The following is a 19,241-nucleotide window of genomic DNA, read 5'->3' as shown; positions in this document are numbered from 1 at the left end:
TTTGAACGTTCATCGTTTTAACTAATCAGGATATCCAATTTTAATGTATACCTTTTAATTTTGATGACTAACCCCCAAATGGTTATTAACTAAAAAAAAAGCTTATGTGTGGAATAGTTGGTTACATTGGTCATAGAGACGCTTACCCCATAATTATTAAAGGCTTGCAAAGACTTGAATATAGAGGGTACGATAGTGCCGGGGTTACCCTTTTTGATGGAGAGAACATCCATTTGGCCAAAACAAAGGGGAAGGTCGAGGATTTAAAAACCAAGGCCGAAACTACTATCCCTACCAAAGGAAAGTTGGGACTGGGTCATACAAGATGGGCCACCCATGGGGTCCCAAATGACGTAAACTCCCATCCTCATTATTCCAACTCAGGAGAATTGGTAATCATCCACAACGGGATTATAGAAAACTATGAATCCATAAAACAGGCACTTATAAAACGGGGGTACACCTTTCACTCCGATACCGATACCGAGGTGCTTGTCAACTTGATAGAGGAAGTTAAGAAAAAGGAAGGGGTAAAACTGGGGAAAGCGGTACAGATCGCATTGAACCAAGTAGTTGGTGCCTATGCCATAGCCGTTTTTGATAAAAATAAGCCCGACGAAATCGTAGTGGCAAAATTGGGAAGTCCGTTGGCCATAGGAATCGGTGATAATGAATACTTTATCGCTTCGGATGCCTCACCATTTATTGAATTTACCAACAACGCCGTTTACCTTGAGGACGAGGAAATGGCGATTGTAAGAATAGGAAAGGAAATAAAAATGCGCAAGATTAAGGACGATGCGATTGCCTATCCTAACATTTTAGAACTACAGCTCAATCTCGAAGAAATTGAAAAAGGAGGTTATGATCATTTCATGCTCAAGGAAATCTATGAGCAGCCCAAGGCCATACAAGATACATACCGTGGACGTTTGTTGGCGGATAAGGGAATCATTAAAATGGCCGGCATAGACCAAAATCTTGAAAAATTCCTTAACGCCAATAGGATTATAATAGTTGCCTGTGGAACTTCTTGGCACGCTGGTTTGGTGGCCGAGTATATTTTTGAGGACATGGCAAGGATACCGGTGGAGGTAGAATATGCTTCAGAGTTCAGGTACCGTAACCCGGTTATAACCGAAAAAGATGTATTGATAGCCATTTCCCAATCCGGCGAAACCGCCGATACATTGGCAGCGATCAAATTGGCCAAAGAAAAGGGCGCATTTGTTTTTGGAGTCTGCAACGTGGTAGGTTCATCCATTGCAAGGGAGACCCATGCCGGGGCCTACACTCACGCAGGACCCGAAATCGGCGTAGCTTCCACCAAGGCATTTACGACCCAGATTACTGTGCTAACCTTGATCGCATTAAAATTGGCGCAAGAAAAAGGCACCTTGTCCCAATCCAAATTCCATGAATATTTGGCAGAATTGGAAGCTGTTCCAGCAAAAGTTGAAAAGGCATTGTTGTCCAATCCTTTGGTAGAGGAAATATCCCAGACCTATAAGGATTCATCAAACTGTTTGTATTTGGGAAGGGGATATAACTTCCCCGTTGCCTTGGAGGGAGCGTTAAAGTTGAAGGAAATCAGTTATATCCATGCCGAAGGGTATCCTGCTGCAGAAATGAAACATGGCCCCATCGCACTTATCGATGAGCAAATGCCCGTTGTCGTGATTGCAACAAGAAAAGGACACTACGAGAAAGTGGTAAGTAACATTCAGGAAATCAAATCCAGAAAAGGAAAGATCATTGCGGTTGTGACCGAGGGGGATGAAACCGTAAAAGAGTTGGCGGACCACGTAATAGAGGTCCCGGATACTTCAGAGAGTCTATCGCCACTGCTCACAACCATACCGTTACAACTCTTATCGTACCATATAGCGGTAATGAGGGGATGTAACGTGGATCAGCCTAGAAATTTGGCAAAATCCGTAACGGTAGAATAAACCACAAAACATCTGAAAGAAAACAAAAAGGCGCTGGAAACAGTGCCTTTTTTGTTGAAACCGTACATTTGAGCAGGAATTTTTGCCAAAAAAGTATTATGCATGCATAATTTTTTTCAAATTTGTATAATTGGAATAAAAAAAAATGTATCTTCCCGATTGATACTTAACATGCACATAAACTAAATTAACTCTAATCCATAGCAAATGAAAAAACTTATGTTTGTTTCCCTAATGCTTTTGAGTTTGGTAACCTATGGCCAAACAACAGTACAGGGAAAAGTAGTTGATGAAAACAATGATCCCATACCGGGCGCCAATGTGGTTTTGGTAGGGAAAGCAGAAGGAACCACTACGGACTTTGATGGAAATTTTACCTTTAACACCAATGAAGCACCCCCATTTCAACTTCAGTTTTCCAGTATTGGTTTCTCGGATTTTACAGCAAATGTCACGTCAAACAATCAAACGCTTACAATTACCCTTTCGGAAGCCAACACCATGTTGGACGAGATTGTGATTTCAGCTTCAAGAACGCCCGAGCGTATTTTTGAATCACCCGTATCGGTTGAACGGTTTGGTCTAAAGGAAATCAAGAATACCACTGCAGAATCTTTTTATGGAGGACTTCAAAATTTGAAGGGAGTGGACATCAACACCAACAGTTTAACGTTCCAGTCCATAAACACCAGGGGTTTTGCCACTTTTGCCAACAACCGATTTTTGCAGTTGGTGGATGGTATGGACAATACCGCCCCCGGTCTAAACTTCGTTTTGGGTAACTTGGTAGGTATGTCCGAACTGGATGTACAGAGCGTGGAAATTTTGCCGGGAGCTTCTTCTGCATTATATGGAGCAGGTGCGTTTAACGGTATTTTGTTCATGACCAGTAAAAACCCTTTCGATTTTCAAGGGATAAGTGCCTATGCCAAAGGTGGGGTAACCACCCAAGATGCTGCTGGAAGCAATTTTTATAAGGATTTTGGTGTGCGTGCCGCCCATGCCTTTAGTGATAAAATAGCGGTAAAGGCCAACCTCTCCGTTTTGACAGGGGAAGATTGGCACGCCAATAGTCGGATGGATTTGAACAACCCAGGTGCTGACCGCTCCAATCCAGGATACGATGGGTTGAATGTATATGGTGATGAGGTGTCTGATTTAATAAATTTTGATGATTTTGCTGATTTGCCAAGTGGAACCATTGGTTCTGCAGTAGTTTCAAGAACAGGGTATGATGAAGCGGATTTAGCCAACTATAATGCTGAAAGTGTTAAGGCTGACTTTGCCTTGCATTACAGGCCCTTTGCGGATGATTTGGAAGTGATTCTTAACAGTAGGATCGGTAGAGGTACCACCATTTATCAAGGGGCCAACCGTTATGCAGTAGCTGGATTTACCATGCAGCAGCACCGTTTGGAAATCAAAAATGACAACTTCTTTATTAGGGGTTATATTGTCTCCGAAAATTCAGGGGATGCCTACGATACCCGTTTTGCAGCTATTAACGTAAATAGAGCCTGGAAGCGTGACACACCAAACCCAAATAACCCAGCAGAGAGGTCATGGTTTGGTGATTATATAGGAACTTATATACCAACGTTTTTAGGACTTTTCCAACAGGGGACTCCTCGTGAAGAGGCTTCTGTCCAAGCTCATGCAGCAGCCAGAGAGGTCGCTGATGAAGGGAGATTGATTCCCGGCACACCGGAGTTTGAGAGTGCCTTTAATAAGGTGATCAACGACGGAGATTTGACCACAGGTGCAAAGTTCATTGACAAAACAAAATTCCGTCATGTGAACGGTAACTACAATATTGCCCACTTGATCGATGATTGGGCCGACATTCAAGTAGGAGGTTCTTTCAGGGAGTATGAATTGAATTCCCAAGGAACCATCTTCACGGATATCGATGGTCCCATCACATACAACGAATACGGAGCCTATCTCCAAGTACAGAAGAAATTTTTGGACGACCGTTTAAAATTCACAGGATCGGCACGTTACGATAAAAATGAATTTTTTGATGGCTTCCTTTCACCAAGAGTATCTTTCGCTTATACTTTGGGTGAGGAAAGAAATCATAACCTTAGGGTTTCCGTACAGCAAGGTTTCCGTAACCCGACCACTCAAGATTTGTTTATTGGATTGGATGCTGGACGAGCCATTTTGGTAGGTTCTGCACCCGATAACTTGGATAGAGACGTGCGAACTCTGGGGGTTAGTCAACCAGGACAGGATGCTGGACAACCTGCAACGGTTGAGATTACGGGACGTGCCGCCTACGAGAATGCTTTCACACAGAGTTCGATTGGTCAATTTCAGGCAACTGGAGACCCTTCAGTTTTGGAAGAAGCGAACCCCAGTCTTGTTCAGCCAGAGGAAATCATTGCTTTCGAGGCCGGGTATAGGGCCCAAGTGGGTAGGTTTACCATTGATTTGAGCGGATACTATAACAGTTATTCCAATTTCATAGGAAATGAAGTTACCATTGTGCCTCTTTATGGTACCGTGGGTGATGGAAGTTTGTCATTGTCCGCACTTCAGAATGGAGATGTTCAAGCATACCAAACGTACACCAATTCCGAAGCAGATATCAATTCCTACGGAGCTACTCTTGGAGTGGATACCAAACTTGGAAACTTTGATTTGGGTGTAAACTATACCTTTGCCGAATTGGATATTGATGAAGGTAGATATCCCGACCTTAGGACCAATTTTAACACACCAAAGCACAAGGTAAAAGCCTCATTTGGTAATGCGGCACTTTTCAAAAATTTTGGTTTCAACGTAAACTACCGCTGGAGTGATAGTTACTTCTGGGAAGCCTCTTTTGCAGATGGCGATATTCCGGCATATACCGTTTTGGATGCTCAGGTCAACTACTCCGTACCATCCATTAAATCTATTTTCAAACTGGGAGGATCTAATCTGTTGGGCGATGAGTACTACACTGCAATCGGTACAGGATTCATAGGTTCCATTTACTATTTGTCCTGGACCATAAATCCTTAATTGACAGTAAAAAAGCAAAACTGAAGGCGTTGGAATTTCCAGCGCCTTTTTTCTTTAAAAAAAAGCTGAAATCGGTTTCTGAATAAAAATGTAAAAGCATATCTTTGCAGCCGAAAAAACAGCGGTCAATTTCCGCGTATTCAATTATAAATAAACATACTAATGTCTAAAGTAACAGGTAAGGTTGCCCAAATTATAGGCCCGGTCATTGATGTTGAGTTTGAATCAGGGGTAGAGATCCCAAGAATTTATGACTCTCTTGAAATCGCTAAAGCTGATGGCTCAAGATTGGTTTTGGAAGTACAATCACATATTGGTGAAAATACCGTAAGAACCATTTCTATGGACTCTACCGATGGATTGAGTAGGGGAGTTGAGGTAGTAGCTACCGGTAACCCGATTCAAATGCCGATCGGGGAGGATGTTTACGGACGTCTTTTCAATGTGATCGGTGATGCCATCGATGGTTTGGAGGAACTGCCTAAAACTGGAGACAATGGACTTCCAATTCACCGTGAAGCACCAAAATTCGAAGACCTTTCCACTTCCACTGAAGTACTTTTTACAGGTATCAAGGTAATCGACCTTATCGAGCCTTACGCAAAGGGTGGTAAGATTGGATTGTTCGGTGGTGCCGGGGTAGGTAAGACCGTATTGATTCAGGAGTTGATCAACAACATTGCAAAAGGCCACGGTGGTTTGTCCGTGTTCGCAGGTGTTGGAGAGCGTACCCGTGAAGGAAACGATTTGCTTCGTGAGATGTTGGAGTCCGGTATTATAAAATATGGCGACGATTTCTTGCACTCCATGGAACAAGGAGGATGGGATTTGTCCAAAGTAGATAAAAAAGCGATGAAGGAGTCCAAAGCTACCTTCGTGTTCGGACAGATGAACGAACCACCGGGAGCACGTGCCCGTGTGGCATTGTCCGGTTTGACCATTGCTGAGTACTTCCGTGATGGTTCTGGAGAAGGCCAAGGAAAGGACGTACTTTTCTTCGTAGATAACATTTTCCGTTTCACCCAAGCAGGTTCCGAGGTATCCGCACTTTTGGGTCGTATGCCATCTGCCGTGGGTTACCAACCTACATTGGCAACAGAAATGGGTGCCATGCAGGAAAGGATTACATCAACAAAAAGAGGTTCCATTACATCGGTACAGGCGGTCTACGTTCCTGCGGATGACTTAACGGATCCTGCACCGGCGACAACATTTGCTCACTTGGATGCGACTACCGTACTTTCCCGTAAAATTGCCGAGTTGGGTATCTATCCTGCTGTGGATCCTTTGGATTCAACTTCTAGGATTTTGACTCCTGAGATTTTGGGTAAGGAGCACTACGACTGTGCGCAACGTGTAAAAGAGTTGTTGCAACGTTACAAAGAGCTTCAGGATATTATCGCCATCTTGGGTATGGAAGAACTTTCCGAAGAAGATAAATTGGCGGTAGGTCGAGCAAGACGGGTACAGCGTTTCTTGTCCCAACCCTTCCACGTAGCTGAGCAGTTTACTGGTATTCCAGGGGTATTGGTCGATATTAAAGAGACCATCAAAGGATTTAACATGATCATGAACGGTGAATTGGATCACCTGCCAGAATCTGCGTTCAATCTTAAAGGAACTATCGAAGAGGCTATCGAGGCTGGAGAGAAAATGTTGGCGGAAGCGTAAACCAGTTAAGAGTTAAGAGTGTGGAGTTCAGAGTAACTCATAACTCATAACTAAAAACTCATAACTAGATAACATGTATTTAGAAATAGTATCACCCGAAGCTACTTTATTCTCAGGCGAGGTATCCTCCGTTACCGTACCGGGAGTAAATGGAGAATTTCAGATGTTGGAGAACCACGCACCTATCGTGTCTCTTTTGCAAGCAGGGAAAGTAAAAGTAAAGGGCAATATCACCATTGATGAAGCCTTTGCCAACAAATTTTCCAAAGGAAGCAATGGAGAAACTATCTTGGCCATCTCAAGTGGCACGGTCGAAATGAAAGACAACAAAGTGATTGTTTTGGCCGACTAGGGTAAATGAACCGATTCAAAATAAAAAAGCCGCTCCTAGGAGCGGCTTTTTTATTGGAAGACCATGATATTTAGATATCCTTGGTGTATAATTAGCCGTTTTTGGACATCCATCTGTTAGGAGCTCTTTTTACGATTTATCTTTTCCCAAAGATATTTTATAGTCATTAATGTTTCCATGAATCTTTAGATTCAGATATCGTATTTTTTTATTGGGGTCAACCTCAATGATCTTATCATCTGTGGGAATGGAATCTTTGTTCTTTTTATTTCCAAATAACTTATAGACCGCTGCTCTCTTAACGGTTTTCCACGGAATCTTAAAATAGTATTCAATATTGTGTTCCAAATCTTGGCTACCGGAAAGTTCCATATGTCCTAAAGTGGATTCAACGGTCATCTTGGGGATGTTCATTTTTCCGTTGACAATGTCCAAACGGTTTTGAAGGGTGTCAAATCGAACATTTTCTAGATTTTTGTCACCCATATAGTCCGATAGCATCGACATTGGTTTATAATTCACCAACCGACCATTTAATACCTCAACGGCCATATGTATTTCTGATTCGTCCAAATTGGGCACCAAGTCAGGATAAACTCTTATTTTTCCCTTGATTTGGGAAGAAACCTTTCCATGCAAATTTTCTGACACCAAATGATCTTGTCCGAAGTTCTCAAATTTGAACAACAATTGGTCTATATCTACCCTTGTAAGGGTTAAATTAGGGCTTAGATAAATGTGCTTAGGGTCACTACCATTAAAGTAACCTGACATATTTAAATGTCCGCCAGCAGCATCCATGCTAAGGGTGTCCACATACACATAATGATTTTGTGTTGTGCGTAAACGGGCATTTATATTCTTGAAATCGATACGATTACGAATAAAATGGTCCACCTGGATATCAAATTGCATATCGGTAAAGGGCAGTTCGTAAATATTGAAAGCTTTCTCGTGCTCCGTCACATTGCTAGAATCAATTTCCAAGGCATTTTTTGGTGTTGAAGGTTTTGCGTTGAAACTAAAAAGTTGATCATAATCAATATAGTTCGCGTTCAATGCAAAACTGTTATCACGCTTTTTAATGCTTTGGTCTTCTCCTAGATAATAATTCAGGTTAAGGTCAAAAACAGTTCTTCCAATCTTTCCTTGTAGGTTTTCAACAACAAGATGTTTATCCTCATAATGTATTCTACCATTGAAATCCTGAAATCGCATAGGGTGAAGGTGCATTTTGGTGTCAAGCCTATCCATGTCTAGGTCTATGGAATGTAAAGCAGAATCTTTGTAATGCATTCTAGAATTCACGTGCAAGGTCAATTTTTCAAACTCTTCGTGACGATATTGTTCAGGAACATAATTTTCGCCCTTATAGGAAAATATGTCTTCCAAACGAAGTAAATCCGAGGCCAAGGTGATTTCTAAATCCACATTTCCATTTAGCGTATCCTTCATCCAGAACCTATAATCATGGGCCAATCCATTCAAGTGAAAGTCGGAATCGTCAATCTGGCCCATAAAATCCACTATTTTCAAGTCTTTGTCATCTATAAGGATGTCTGCATGAAAATCATGTAGTTGATGAGGGTAGTGTTTGAGTTTCGCATACAAACTATCCACAAAAAATTCTCCTTTGGGCAAATATTGGGATTCGGTAAAGTCTTTGGCAGAAGCAATAAAAGAGAACCCCGCGCTTAAATCGGTTATCTGTTCATTTACACCTTTCTTTTCCGTTGTTGAATACCGTGTCAACTCGGCGAGGTCCAAAACATTCGATTGAATATCCAAGTGTACGTTCACAGGTGTTTCTGTATGGTGGAAAATTGCGGGAAGGTCTGACACATATCCTGTTATGGAAAGGTCTGATTTGCCCATTTTTATATTGAAGGTGTCCAATGTAGCTTGTTTGCCGTTCATTAAAAGTTGCATATCAAGCTGTTCCAAGGGTGCTGGCATATCCGATGAAGCAATACTGAGGTTGGAAACTTTAAGCTCACTGAAATAGGCCTTGTTCAAGTCGCTAAGAGCATTTTCGGGGTTGTCCAAATCAATAATGTCATGAAAATTCATCTTTAGCGATACATTCCCTGATGCATTCTCGATATCGGTAATATTTAAAAACTTGGTCATGAACGCTAAATTGAAATCTACATCCAATTGCATGTCCACTTCGGGTTCTTCAAAATTTTCGACCATAATAGAACCTGAAAAATTTCCGGACTCCAACTTGGCATTCATATTGGCAAGTGTAAACTTCATAGTTTTCATACTACGGGCCTCTCCATTTGTGAAGTGCCCATTGAAGCCCATTTGATTGATGCGTTTTCTTTCTTTGGTGTTTTCCAAATAGGCCTCGCTTGCGCCGAAGTCAGCTTCAATAAAGGGCATTCTCCCATCTTTTAGCGGTCCTTGTACTACTCCGTTAAGATATATTTTCCCTTGATTTTTGTAACGTTCCAAGACAGGGATGAGATTTTCTGGTGCAAAGGCGATGAACATATCAAAGTTTGGTTTGGACCCTTTGATCCTAAGGTCAATGTTCATGTCGTTCCTGGTATCAAGGGAGCCATCAAGTTCAAAATCACCATGCTCCATGGTAATTCGGGAAGGCTTTATATCAAGTATTCCTGTGTTTTTATTAAATGAAATATCGGTGCTAAGCTCAAAATTTTTGTGATGCACATATGTTTGTTTTCCATTGTCAAAGACATTCAATTGAAAATTCGTTTCAACATGTGCCGTAATGGAATCTTCACTCAATTTGAATCCGCCATTTGCCTCGTGGATAAAGGTCTCAATATCCATATTGGTGGCTTCGTCCAATTTATGGATGTCTAGATTTTGTAGTTTGATTTTTTTAAGGTGGAAGTTGAAAGGTTCATCTTCTTCGGTTTCCCCAGTGCCCTTGAGTGCGTTTTGGAGATTGTTGGTCCCATCTTTATGAAGCACCATATTGAAGGTTCCTTCTTTGGCTCGCAGTGACTGAATGTCGTATTTACCTTTTGTAATGTCCCAAAGGTTCAAGCCAACATAGAGGTTGTCAATATTGATGATCAGAGGTGCATTATCCGCTTTACTCTCATAAATTTGTAAATCGTATAATTTCATTGAGATGTACGGAAAGTTGCCGAAGAGGGATAATTTGGAATCTGCTAACACAATGAGTCCTTTGTGTTGTTGGTTGAGAGCGCTTATTTCATCTGCTATGATATCTTTTTGTGCATTATGGATATAAAACAACAGCGTCCCAAAAAGAGATATAGGTAAAACGAACGTAATAGCAACGAACCGCCACCAGAACTTTCGCTTTTTTAAGAATATGAGTTTCATGGTCTTTAATAAAGTTATAAACCAACATTCAAATTTAAACTGTGACCGATAATAGCTTAGGGGTCAATAAGTAAAGGTTGAGGATGTTTGTTCTCTAAAAAAATTTAGATTGAGTGTGTCGTCTCTTCAAGTAATAACTTATCTCTGTAATAAATTATTGTTTCTATGGGCTAAATAAGTTTTTGATAAAAGAACCCCCCATAGGAGCGGCTTTTTTATTTCTTATCCGAATACTCCAATATATCACCAGGTTGGCAATCCAAAGCTTCACAAATAGCCTCTAAAGTGGTAAATCGAATTGCTTTGGCTTTTCCTGTTTTTAGGATGGATAAATTTGCTGTCGTTATACCAATTTTTTCTGCGAGTTCGTTGCTTTTCATCTCGCGTTTGGCAAGCATAAGGTCCAAGTTGATTAAAATAGCCATACTAAATGGTAAGGTCGTTTTCTTGTTTTAAATGATAGCCATCCTGAATCAAATCAGCTAAAATCAAAATAAATATTCCTATTACCAGAAGAGGTATTCTGCCCCCGATAAGCTCTCCCAAATGGTACCCTAAACTGTAACCTAAATTATAGGCGCTTGGGTTATCGTTAATTCCTACGTTTTCAGCGTAAAGCTCCAGTATCCTGACTATAAAAATGGCGATGGAGTAGTAAATGATACCCATACCAACGCTTTGAAATATCAACTTGTTTTGTTTGGAAAATAGGGATGATGCTTTCGAATTATATACGGTCTTTCTGAGTTTCAAGAGTAACCATCCCATGTAAATCAATAGCATAAAATTGATAGTAAGTAGAATGATGTCCAAACTACTGAAATTGGTGGGAACGTATTGATGAATCAAATCCAACTTCGCTAAAATAATCAAGGGGAATTTACACCCCTTTAAAATAATTTCGAGTGTAATGGCAATCAATAAGAAGTTGACGATGTATTTTAAGTAGGTGGTTGATTTTTTCATGAAAATTATTGTTATTCGATAACAAACATAAATAAAATTATCGAAAAACAATAATATTTACTGTAATATGATGATAACCCACTCTTTGTCCAAGGTATGGTATCTCTTCAATTCTTGGAACCCAATGGCCGTATGCGCGGCCAAAGACCTCTTGTTTTTGCCATCCACTTCGGTGATTATGGTATCAAAACCCTCTGGGAGTTTCTCTTTCATGGTGTGATAGAGTTTTCGGAAAAGTCCTTGCCCCCTATGACTTTTGGCCACGCAAATCTGCCCCATGGCCATATAGTTGACCTGCCCTTCAATAGTTTTATCGATTTCTTGGAACATAGGGCGAAGCACCTCAATATCGTTGGCAAATTTTGGATGCATGCAAAGCGCATAACCTACCACCTGATCATCATCCACCGCAATAATGTGCCCGCACACATCGTTCATGGATTTTAGAAGGTCCAAGGTGTGCTCCACGGTCACAAAACCCTCTTTTGTACTTTCTTCCGCGCTTATGTTTTTGGGTAGGTTACGCTGCTGAAGATCCAGAATCTGCTCCAGTTCCTTCAAAGTATCTGCTTGTTTGTAAACGACCATTTATTCCACCTTAAGCCATTCTTTACGTTGCTCCAGCATCTTTTTGGATGGTTTGTCTTCCTTATCCTCCATAAGACTAAACGTGTAATCTGGACTTGGGGTCAGAACCATTTCCGTATTTTTTTCTTCCCCGAACCTAGTAAATTTCACTTTTAATGTTTCACCCAAGCTGAACTGTTTCAAATACTCATCGAACGATTGTCCTTCCGTGAAAGGTTTGTTGTTGATGCTCAAAATTGTATCCCCATTGTCCAAGCCAGCCTTGTAAGCCGGACTGTCCATCAGGGTATTTCTGAGTACCATATAACCTGATGCATCGGGACTCATGGAAACATAGGCCCCAAAATAGGGAGTTCCTTCGGGTTGTTCCAAAAGTACGCCTACCGAATCCATGAGTGATGTATAATCGGGCATATTGCTTTTATAGATGTAATTGTTGAAGAAATCGTCTCCAAATGAGTCACCAGCGTATTCTCTCAACGAATCATGAAGGTCTTCAACAGTGTAAGGGATTTCCGTTTTACCGTATTTTTTCCATACAAGTTTCATATAATCATCAAGGTTCAACCCATTTTTCCGCAAGGACAAATCCAAAGCCAAACCCAATACACTTCCATAAGAGTAGTATGAAACAAACGTATTCTCACGGTTCACTGGATCAACAGAAGTAGCAGCATCCACAAAGGGCGCTTGGAAACTCATTTCAATCGGATTGAAGAATTGTCTTGCCGGTGAGTTCCACACATAATTGAACGTTCCCGCCAGCCCCTCAACATATTCCTTTGGGGAAATAAGTCCTGCCCTGCATAAAATAAGATTGGTATAGTAGCTGGTAAACCCTTCCGCAAACCAAAGGGCCCCGCTCATGTTGGCTTCTTCAAAATTAAAAGGTTCCAATGTTTTGGGACGGATGCGCTCCACGTTCCACGCATGGAAAAATTCGTGAGATACCGTTCCGATATTACGCTCCATACCACCGTTGGCCAAGCTTCGGGTGCTTGTTAAAATAGTAGAATTTCGGTGTTCCATACCATCACCGGAGGCATTGGGAATGTAGCAGGCCAAAAAGGTGTAGCTTCCATAATCAAAATCCGGAAGTTCACCGTAAACCTCTTTTTCGGCAAGAACCACTTTTTTTACTTTTTCGAAATATTCATCGGCCTCTGCTTCCGTACCGTTGTGGTGCAAGGCAAGGTTGATGGTCTTGCCGTCCACTTCAAAAGAACGAAGCATGTAGTTGCTGATTTCCGTAGGGCTGTCCATAAAATAATAAAGGTTCGGCGCTGAATAGGTATTACCGGAAACCTTTGGAAGCTGCGTGGCCACTTTCCAATCCAAATCTTCGCGCACATTAAAGGTCACCTCTAGTTTTCGCTCGCCCAGCTTGGGGGCGAACATAAAAGTTGCGGGAATGTTCAAATGGGCATGTGTTTCATCCACTTGTGAATACGTTCCGTCACCTCGGTTGGCAAACAAAATATATTTGATGTTGATGGTGCCATCGTGTCCGCTCACATGCCAAGCATAGGGGTCGGGACGGGTAACGGCCAACGGGTTTCCTTTACTATCGGTAGCTTCAAATCCATACACGTTTTTGGCAAATTCGTGAAGTGCGTAGCGTCCGGGGGACGTTCTGCTCATTCGAAACTCCACCGTATCCGAGGTTAAATCGGGAAAAGTAGCTTGGATGACCGCTTCGTGATGGACGGCATTATCAAAAGAAATTTCATAGGTATTGGTCTGGGCGGTCATTAATAGCCCTGTGAACATCGCTAAAATGGAAAGAGTAAATCTCATTTTAAGTTAGGTTTAAGATTGACTAAGATACTGTTTAATCGCGGTAAGTGCTACATTTGTGTTATGGGGAAATATAACGAGTTTTGCAATTGCTGAAGAATTATTTAACTGCATGAAAAAGGAGTTCCACACTTTGGGTACATTTGAGTTTCCCGCGGATGCCGTGGTCATTAAAGGTAAGCTCGAAGCAGAAGGAATTCCTGTGTTCTTAAAGGATGAGAATACCATTAACTCCTATTCAATGGTCAGCAATGCCATGGGAGGCGTTAGGCTTCAGGTCTATTCCTCGGATATGGAAAGGGCCAAGGAAATTTTTGATGAAGTCAGAAGTTATGCCACCGATGATTCAGGAAACCCGATTATATGTCCAAATTGCAAAGCCGCTCGGTCGGAAATCTATTATTCCCGCAAGAACATTTTCTTTAAACTTTTTCCATTTTTTGAATCCACCAAGTACAGGTGCATGCAGTGCAATTTTATTACGAGGCCCGCTCAATAAAGTTAATTGTAACTGGGGATTATTCTAAACGTTGGTAAATGAGTCCTCTTCCCACGGTGGCCTTCAACTTGTAATGTTTTTCCAGGTACCCATCAATATACGTATTGAAATCCACCAGCTTTTTATCAAAAATCTTTTTGCCGCTTCTCGCTACCAAAGTTTTGGGCCGGATGACCTCCATAATATATTTGAGTTCTTCGACCCCCGTTTTTCTTGGGTTATCCATAAACGGGAACAGCTCTTCCCGGGTTATGTTGCTGGGGTGCGTTGCGGGTTTGGTGGGAGGAATCTCATCCAAAACCCAGTAACCTATATGGTACTCTGTAAAAAAGATGTTTTTGGTCTCCAAGCCATTTCCTTCAATATATTTGGGAACATCTATGCCTTCCCCATTGTAAAATGATCCTTTTTTTATATTGTTGGATATAATATTGCCATACTCCAGATAAGATTCCATGGGAATCAAAATCAAAAGCATGATCAATACGGTCCTGTATTTGCTTTTGATTGGGGGAAGTTTTGCCATCGCGATGCCCACGGGAATCAATATAAACGGGTATAGTTGAATGAGATAGTGCCCATTGACTTTGCCCGATTGTACGTAAGAGATTAAAATCCCAACCACAACAATCGTTAATAGCTGGATGTTTTTTGATCTCCTATCGATCAATCTAAAATAGAAACCTATACCTAAAAGTAGGGCAATGGTTCCCACATACGGCAATGTTCTCCATGGTGAGTGGAATTTACCTTCGGAGTAGGCCAAAGGTGCTTCAAAAATGGATTCCCAGAAAATTTGGATATCGCCCTGAAGGTAATACGGTAAGGCGGTGAAACCAATAGTCACGAAAAAACCTATGCCCATAAAAACTAAGTTTTTAATGTTTTTTAAAGCATGGTCAGCTTGAAACCCTTCCCACAAAAAGTAGAGTCCCAAACAAAAAACGGGGTAGGCCATGTTCAACTTGGTCATAACCGATAAACCTAACAACAGTCCAGAGGTAAAGAACCATTTTGCATCAATTTTATAAGTGATGGCGTATAGTGCCGCCACAAAGAACAGTGTGCCAATATGTTCGGACATCACCCCCTGTAAACTTCCGAACAGGCTCTGGAAAAAAACACAGAAGATGGCCACCCAAAACGCAACTTTCTTGGAAGTGGTCCTCACGGCAATGCCATATGTGAACAAACTTGTCAATGCCACCATAATGGCGCCAAAAAATCGTATGGCAAAAAAGCTTTTCCCAAATAGCTTGATGATGATGGCAAAATACAGAAAAGTAATCGGAGGTTTTAGATCCCACAATTGGGTGTAAGGCAAATTTCCGTTCACCCAAGATTGTCCCATTAGTATAAAAGTACTTTCATCGCGATCCACATAATCCCTAAAAAAGAAAGGAAAACGGATAAAGACAGCGACTATGACCAAAACAAAGAGGACCGTTTTCCAGTCCAAATCTTGATACCTTGGAGAACGTAATTTTTTAAGCACGGCGGTATTCAGATTTTTGGTCGTTGATTATCATATTTGCAATATATAAATTTGAATGTTTAAACAGCCAACAATTGTAGGTACGCTTGTTTTAACTTTTCCATTACTATTTTAAGTTCTTCCTCGTTTAAATGTCCATAACCAAAACGTATGGCACAGGTATTTTTATCTTGATAGAGAATGGTTTTTGGCAGGAACAGATCCAGTTTTTCAGCTTTTTCGGCCAGTTTAACCAAGGATATTGGATTTTTAAATCGCAACCATATGGCCAGTCCTCCAGAAGGTATTTGCCAATCAAGTATGTTGTTGAAATATTCTTTTAAAAAGGAGCATAAAGCGTCTCTGCGCTGTTTGTAGGTTACAATATTTTTTTTCTTGAGCCGGTATATTTCACCTTCGGATATCAGTTCGGAAAGCATTTGTTCCTGAATCAGGTCCCCTTGGGTATCCAATAATTGCAAGTAATTATTGGCTTCGGTAATTACCTGTTCCGGAGCCACGACAAAGCCTGTGTGAAAACTCGGGAATAAAGACTGTCCCAGTTTGCCTAAGTAGATCATATTCCCATGGGCATCTGCACTGGCCATGGGCATCATGGAAGAGCCTTCAAACTGAAAATCATGGTCGAAATCGTCCTCGATTATGGCAAAGCCATGGATTTTCGCCAATTCCAATAATTGTAGCCTTCTTTTGGTGCTTAATGTTGTGGTCGTAGGATAGTCCCTGTTGGAGCAAACATAAATACATCGAATGTTCCCGTGTATAAAATGCTTTTTTATATAACCAATATCCAATCCCCCATCATCTACTGGAACTGTTTTTATCTTTGCCCCAGCTTGTTGAAATATCATATTGGCCACATAATTGCTTAGTTGTCCAACCAACACCAAATCCCCCGGATTTATCAGTACCTGCGAAACTATATACAGACTCATTTCCGTACTTCGGGTATTCAATAAATTGAGTGGTTTTATATGGAAGCCCCTAGTGACATTTAGGTAGTTGCAAAGTTGTGTGCTAAAAATTGAAGGAACCAAGGCACTGGTTTTATTCCATTTGTTGATTAACGGCTTTCGTTTCATTGCAGCGCTATACCATCTGGAAAACTGGTGCACGGGATGTAATCTTAAATCGGGCTTACCATCATTTATGGAATATTTGGCCGAGGTCTCCTCTTTGGTAGATGCTAGGTTAAAGGATTGTTGGAACGGGAATCCTGGAGTTGTGGGATACTCGTAAACTTGATTGATGTGCTGTGTACTTGCCTTAATTTTTGCTTTGGAATCTTCCGGGACCACCACAAAAGTTCCCTTGTTGGGTATAATGTTTACCCACCCTTGCGAAGATAATTCATCGTAGATGGCCACGGCAGTATTGCGATGAACGTTCAATAACTTGCTCAATGCCCTTGTTCCGGGCAGCTTACTGCCTTTTTCCAAATAGCCTCGTTGTATGGCGTTCATGATTTGCTGTGCCACTTGCACGTATGCAGGTTGCACGATCGACTTGTCTATGGATATTAGCTGGACCAACAAATCAAAAACCGGACTATTCATTGTTTTAAAACTGGACTAGTTTAATCGTCCGGAAAGTTAGGACTTTTGCAGCATTAAATTAACTGACTTAAAAACATACCTTACAAGTTCAAAATAATGAAGAAATCAATTTTATCTTTTGCGATTTTAATAGCCGTTGCTTTTCAAGTACAAGCACAACAGGACGATGCTGTTAAGGTAGATTCGCTGAGCGAAGTTGTGGTGACCGCAAACCGAATTAACCTTCCTTTCAAGGAAAATTCAAGAACGATAAATATCATCACTTCCAATGATATTAAAAATAGTGCCGCTATAAATGTGGCAGATTTGTTGCAACAAGTTGCTGGCGTGGATATAAGAAGACGCGGTACCGGTGGCAGCCAAGCAGATTTGTACATAAGAGGTGGTGGTTTTGACCAAACCTTGTTGTTGATAGACGGCGTTAAAATGGACGATGCGCAAACAGGGCACCATACCATGAACGCGGCTTTGCCATTAGAGGTCATAGAAAGAATAGAAATTATAAAAGGTCCCGCAGCTCGGGTTTTTGGACAAAACGCCTTTTCTGGGGCCATCAATATCATTACAAAAAAGAATTTGGACAATTCCGTTTCCTTAAATGTAGAGGCGGGTTCTTTTGGACAATTAAACGGCAGTGCAACCGCTGGTGTGGATAAGGAAAACTCGACTCATATCATACATGTGGGAAGAATGACATCCGAGGGCTATAGAAATAACTCGGATTACGATAATGGCAATTACTTTCTAAAAAGCATTTTCAATAAAAATGCACAGCCTATTGTAATGACAGCTTCTTTCTTGGAGCGCAATTTTGGGGCTGAGAACTTTTACACCACCAATCCCACTTTTAACGAGTACGAAGAAACCCAAAACAGCCTTTTGGCGTTTTCTACCACCTTTAAGAAGAACAAACTGAGAATACAGCCAAGAATTTATTGGAAACGTAATCAAGATTTATTTCTATTAAGAAGAAACGAACCAAGTTTTTACCGGAACATGCATATTTCCAACAAGATCGGGGTAGAAACCAATGCTTCTTATGCCTCTAAATTGGGAATCACGGGTTTTGGGGTAGAGTTTTCTAAAATCTACCTTAGGAGCAACAACTTGGGCAATCGAAACCGTTTCATGTCCAATGTGTTTTTAGAACATCGTTTTAGCATTGCGGACAACAAACTGGACATTACTCCCGGCGTAGCATTGACCTATTTTTCAGATTTTAAGTTTCGTGCTTTTCCAGGATTGGATATAGGTTATAGCCTTACCAATAGTTTTAAAGTATATGGTAATATTGGTTATACCTACCGCATACCAACGTATACAGATTTGTTCTACAACGATCCGGTTACAACTGGTAACGAAGATTTGGAACCGGAAGAAGCTTTTGCCCAAGAATTGGGGTTAAAGTACACCACACCCAAGTTTAATGCCAGCGTTGCCGTTTTTAATCGCGACGCAGACAATCTAATAGATTTTATTAGAAACGATGTTTCTGAAGATGTATTTGTGGCAACCAATATTACGGAAGTCAATACTAAGGGCCTAGAGTTGGATGCTGCTTATAATTTTAAGTTGAAAGAATTTACACAAACCTTAAGTGTAGGCTATGCATTTTTGGATGACAATATTTTAGACCAGAACGAAGAATTGTCCCGTTACTCTTTAAACACGCTAAAACACCAATATACCACACGTTTAAGCACGCAATTGTTCAAAAACGTACGTCAGAATATAATCTATAAATATGCAGAACGTACTACAGGACAAACATATAATGTTTGGGATGCATCATTGGCTGTTAGGGTAAAACAGGCGGAGTTTACCATTACCGCAAATAATATTTTCGATGCAGATTATATAGAATCCGGCTTTATACCTATGCCGCCGAGCAATGTTCTATTTGGTTTGCGATATAGTTTTAAATAAGCGCAACAACCCATGGAGGGCCAAAAACCAGTTGGCGTGGATACATCTCGATTTACACCACAAGCTGAAAACCCAAAATGGTCTCGTCCTGGGCACA

At 41.0% G+C, this 19,241-nt stretch carries 13 protein-coding genes; 6 read left to right on the top strand and 7 right to left on the bottom strand.

Annotation, left to right across the window (positions count from 1 at the left end; translation table 11 throughout):
* Window positions 1-104: 104 nt before the first annotated feature.
* The 4 genes from glmS (at window position 105) to GVT53_RS15750 (ending at window position 6,987) form a co-directional block, all read left to right on the top strand.
* Window positions 105-1,952: a glutamine--fructose-6-phosphate transaminase (isomerizing) gene (gene glmS / locus GVT53_RS15765; protein ID WP_166249451.1), complete on the top strand. Its 1,848-nt coding sequence runs from the start codon at window positions 105-107 to the stop codon at window positions 1,950-1,952.
* 207 nt (window positions 1,953-2,159) lie between these two features.
* Window positions 2,160-4,964 carry a TonB-dependent receptor gene (locus GVT53_RS15760; RefSeq protein WP_166249450.1) on the top strand — a complete coding sequence of 935 codons (2,805 nt, stop codon included), beginning with the start codon at window positions 2,160-2,162 and terminating at the stop codon, window positions 4,962-4,964.
* Window positions 4,965-5,126: 162 nt separating this feature from the next.
* Entirely contained in the window at window positions 5,127-6,635 is a 1,509-nt protein-coding gene (gene atpD, locus GVT53_RS15755) for a F0F1 ATP synthase subunit beta (protein WP_166249449.1), read from the top strand.
* Between the two features lie 73 nt (window positions 6,636-6,708).
* Window positions 6,709-6,987 (top strand): F0F1 ATP synthase subunit delta/epsilon, encoded by a 279-nt coding sequence (locus GVT53_RS15750; RefSeq protein ID WP_166249448.1) that lies wholly within the window; start codon window positions 6,709-6,711, stop codon window positions 6,985-6,987.
* A 129-nt stretch (window positions 6,988-7,116) separates the two neighbouring features.
* Here the strand turns inward: GVT53_RS15750 and GVT53_RS15745 are convergent, their stop codons facing one another.
* From GVT53_RS15745 to GVT53_RS15725, 5 genes are all read right to left on the bottom strand, one after another.
* The gene (locus GVT53_RS15745) at window positions 7,117-10,317 is read right to left on the bottom strand and encodes an AsmA-like C-terminal region-containing protein (protein ID WP_166249447.1); all 3,201 of its coding nucleotides are present in this window, start codon (window positions 10,315-10,317) and stop codon (window positions 7,117-7,119) included.
* Window positions 10,318-10,532: 215 nt separating this feature from the next.
* Complete coding sequence (locus GVT53_RS15740; RefSeq protein WP_166249446.1) at window positions 10,533-10,742, bottom strand: helix-turn-helix domain-containing protein; 210 nt, start codon at window positions 10,740-10,742, stop codon at window positions 10,533-10,535.
* A 1-nt stretch (window position 10,743) separates the two neighbouring features.
* On the bottom strand, window positions 10,744-11,283 hold the full coding sequence (locus GVT53_RS15735) for a DUF2975 domain-containing protein (protein ID WP_166249445.1): 540 nt from the start codon (window positions 11,281-11,283) through the stop codon (window positions 10,744-10,746).
* A gap of 57 nt (window positions 11,284-11,340) precedes the next feature.
* Window positions 11,341-11,871 (bottom strand): GNAT family N-acetyltransferase, encoded by a 531-nt coding sequence (locus tag GVT53_RS15730; RefSeq protein WP_166249444.1) that lies wholly within the window; start codon window positions 11,869-11,871, stop codon window positions 11,341-11,343.
* On the bottom strand, window positions 11,872-13,668 hold the full coding sequence (locus GVT53_RS15725; RefSeq protein WP_166249443.1) for a M61 family metallopeptidase: 1,797 nt from the start codon (window positions 13,666-13,668) through the stop codon (window positions 11,872-11,874). It lies immediately after the preceding gene.
* Between the two features lie 112 nt (window positions 13,669-13,780).
* Here GVT53_RS15725 and GVT53_RS15720 point away from each other — a divergent pair, with 112 nt between their 5' ends.
* The gene (locus GVT53_RS15720) at window positions 13,781-14,167 is read left to right on the top strand and encodes a putative signal transducing protein (protein ID WP_166249442.1); all 387 of its coding nucleotides are present in this window, start codon (window positions 13,781-13,783) and stop codon (window positions 14,165-14,167) included.
* 19 nt (window positions 14,168-14,186) lie between these two features.
* Here GVT53_RS15720 and GVT53_RS15715 read toward each other — a convergent pair whose 3' ends face one another.
* Window positions 14,187-15,662, bottom strand: a complete 1,476-nt coding sequence (locus GVT53_RS15715; RefSeq protein ID WP_240905049.1) for an ArnT family glycosyltransferase — start codon at window positions 15,660-15,662, stop codon at window positions 14,187-14,189.
* A gap of 59 nt (window positions 15,663-15,721) precedes the next feature.
* Window positions 15,722-17,218: an aminotransferase-like domain-containing protein gene (locus GVT53_RS15710; protein ID WP_166249441.1), complete on the bottom strand. Its 1,497-nt coding sequence runs from the start codon at window positions 17,216-17,218 to the stop codon at window positions 15,722-15,724.
* A gap of 96 nt (window positions 17,219-17,314) precedes the next feature.
* On the opposite strand from GVT53_RS15710, the gene GVT53_RS15705 reads away from it, so the two are divergent.
* Entirely contained in the window at window positions 17,315-19,144 is a 1,830-nt protein-coding gene (locus GVT53_RS15705) for a TonB-dependent receptor plug domain-containing protein (RefSeq protein ID WP_166249440.1), read from the top strand.
* Window positions 19,145-19,241 lie beyond the last annotated feature (97 nt).

Source organism: Flagellimonas oceani (genome assembly GCF_011068285.1).
Lineage (GTDB): Bacteria > Bacteroidota > Bacteroidia > Flavobacteriales > Flavobacteriaceae > Flagellimonas > Flagellimonas oceani.
Note: the sequence above shows the minus strand (reverse complement) of the source record. Positions and strands in the feature narration are given on the sequence as shown.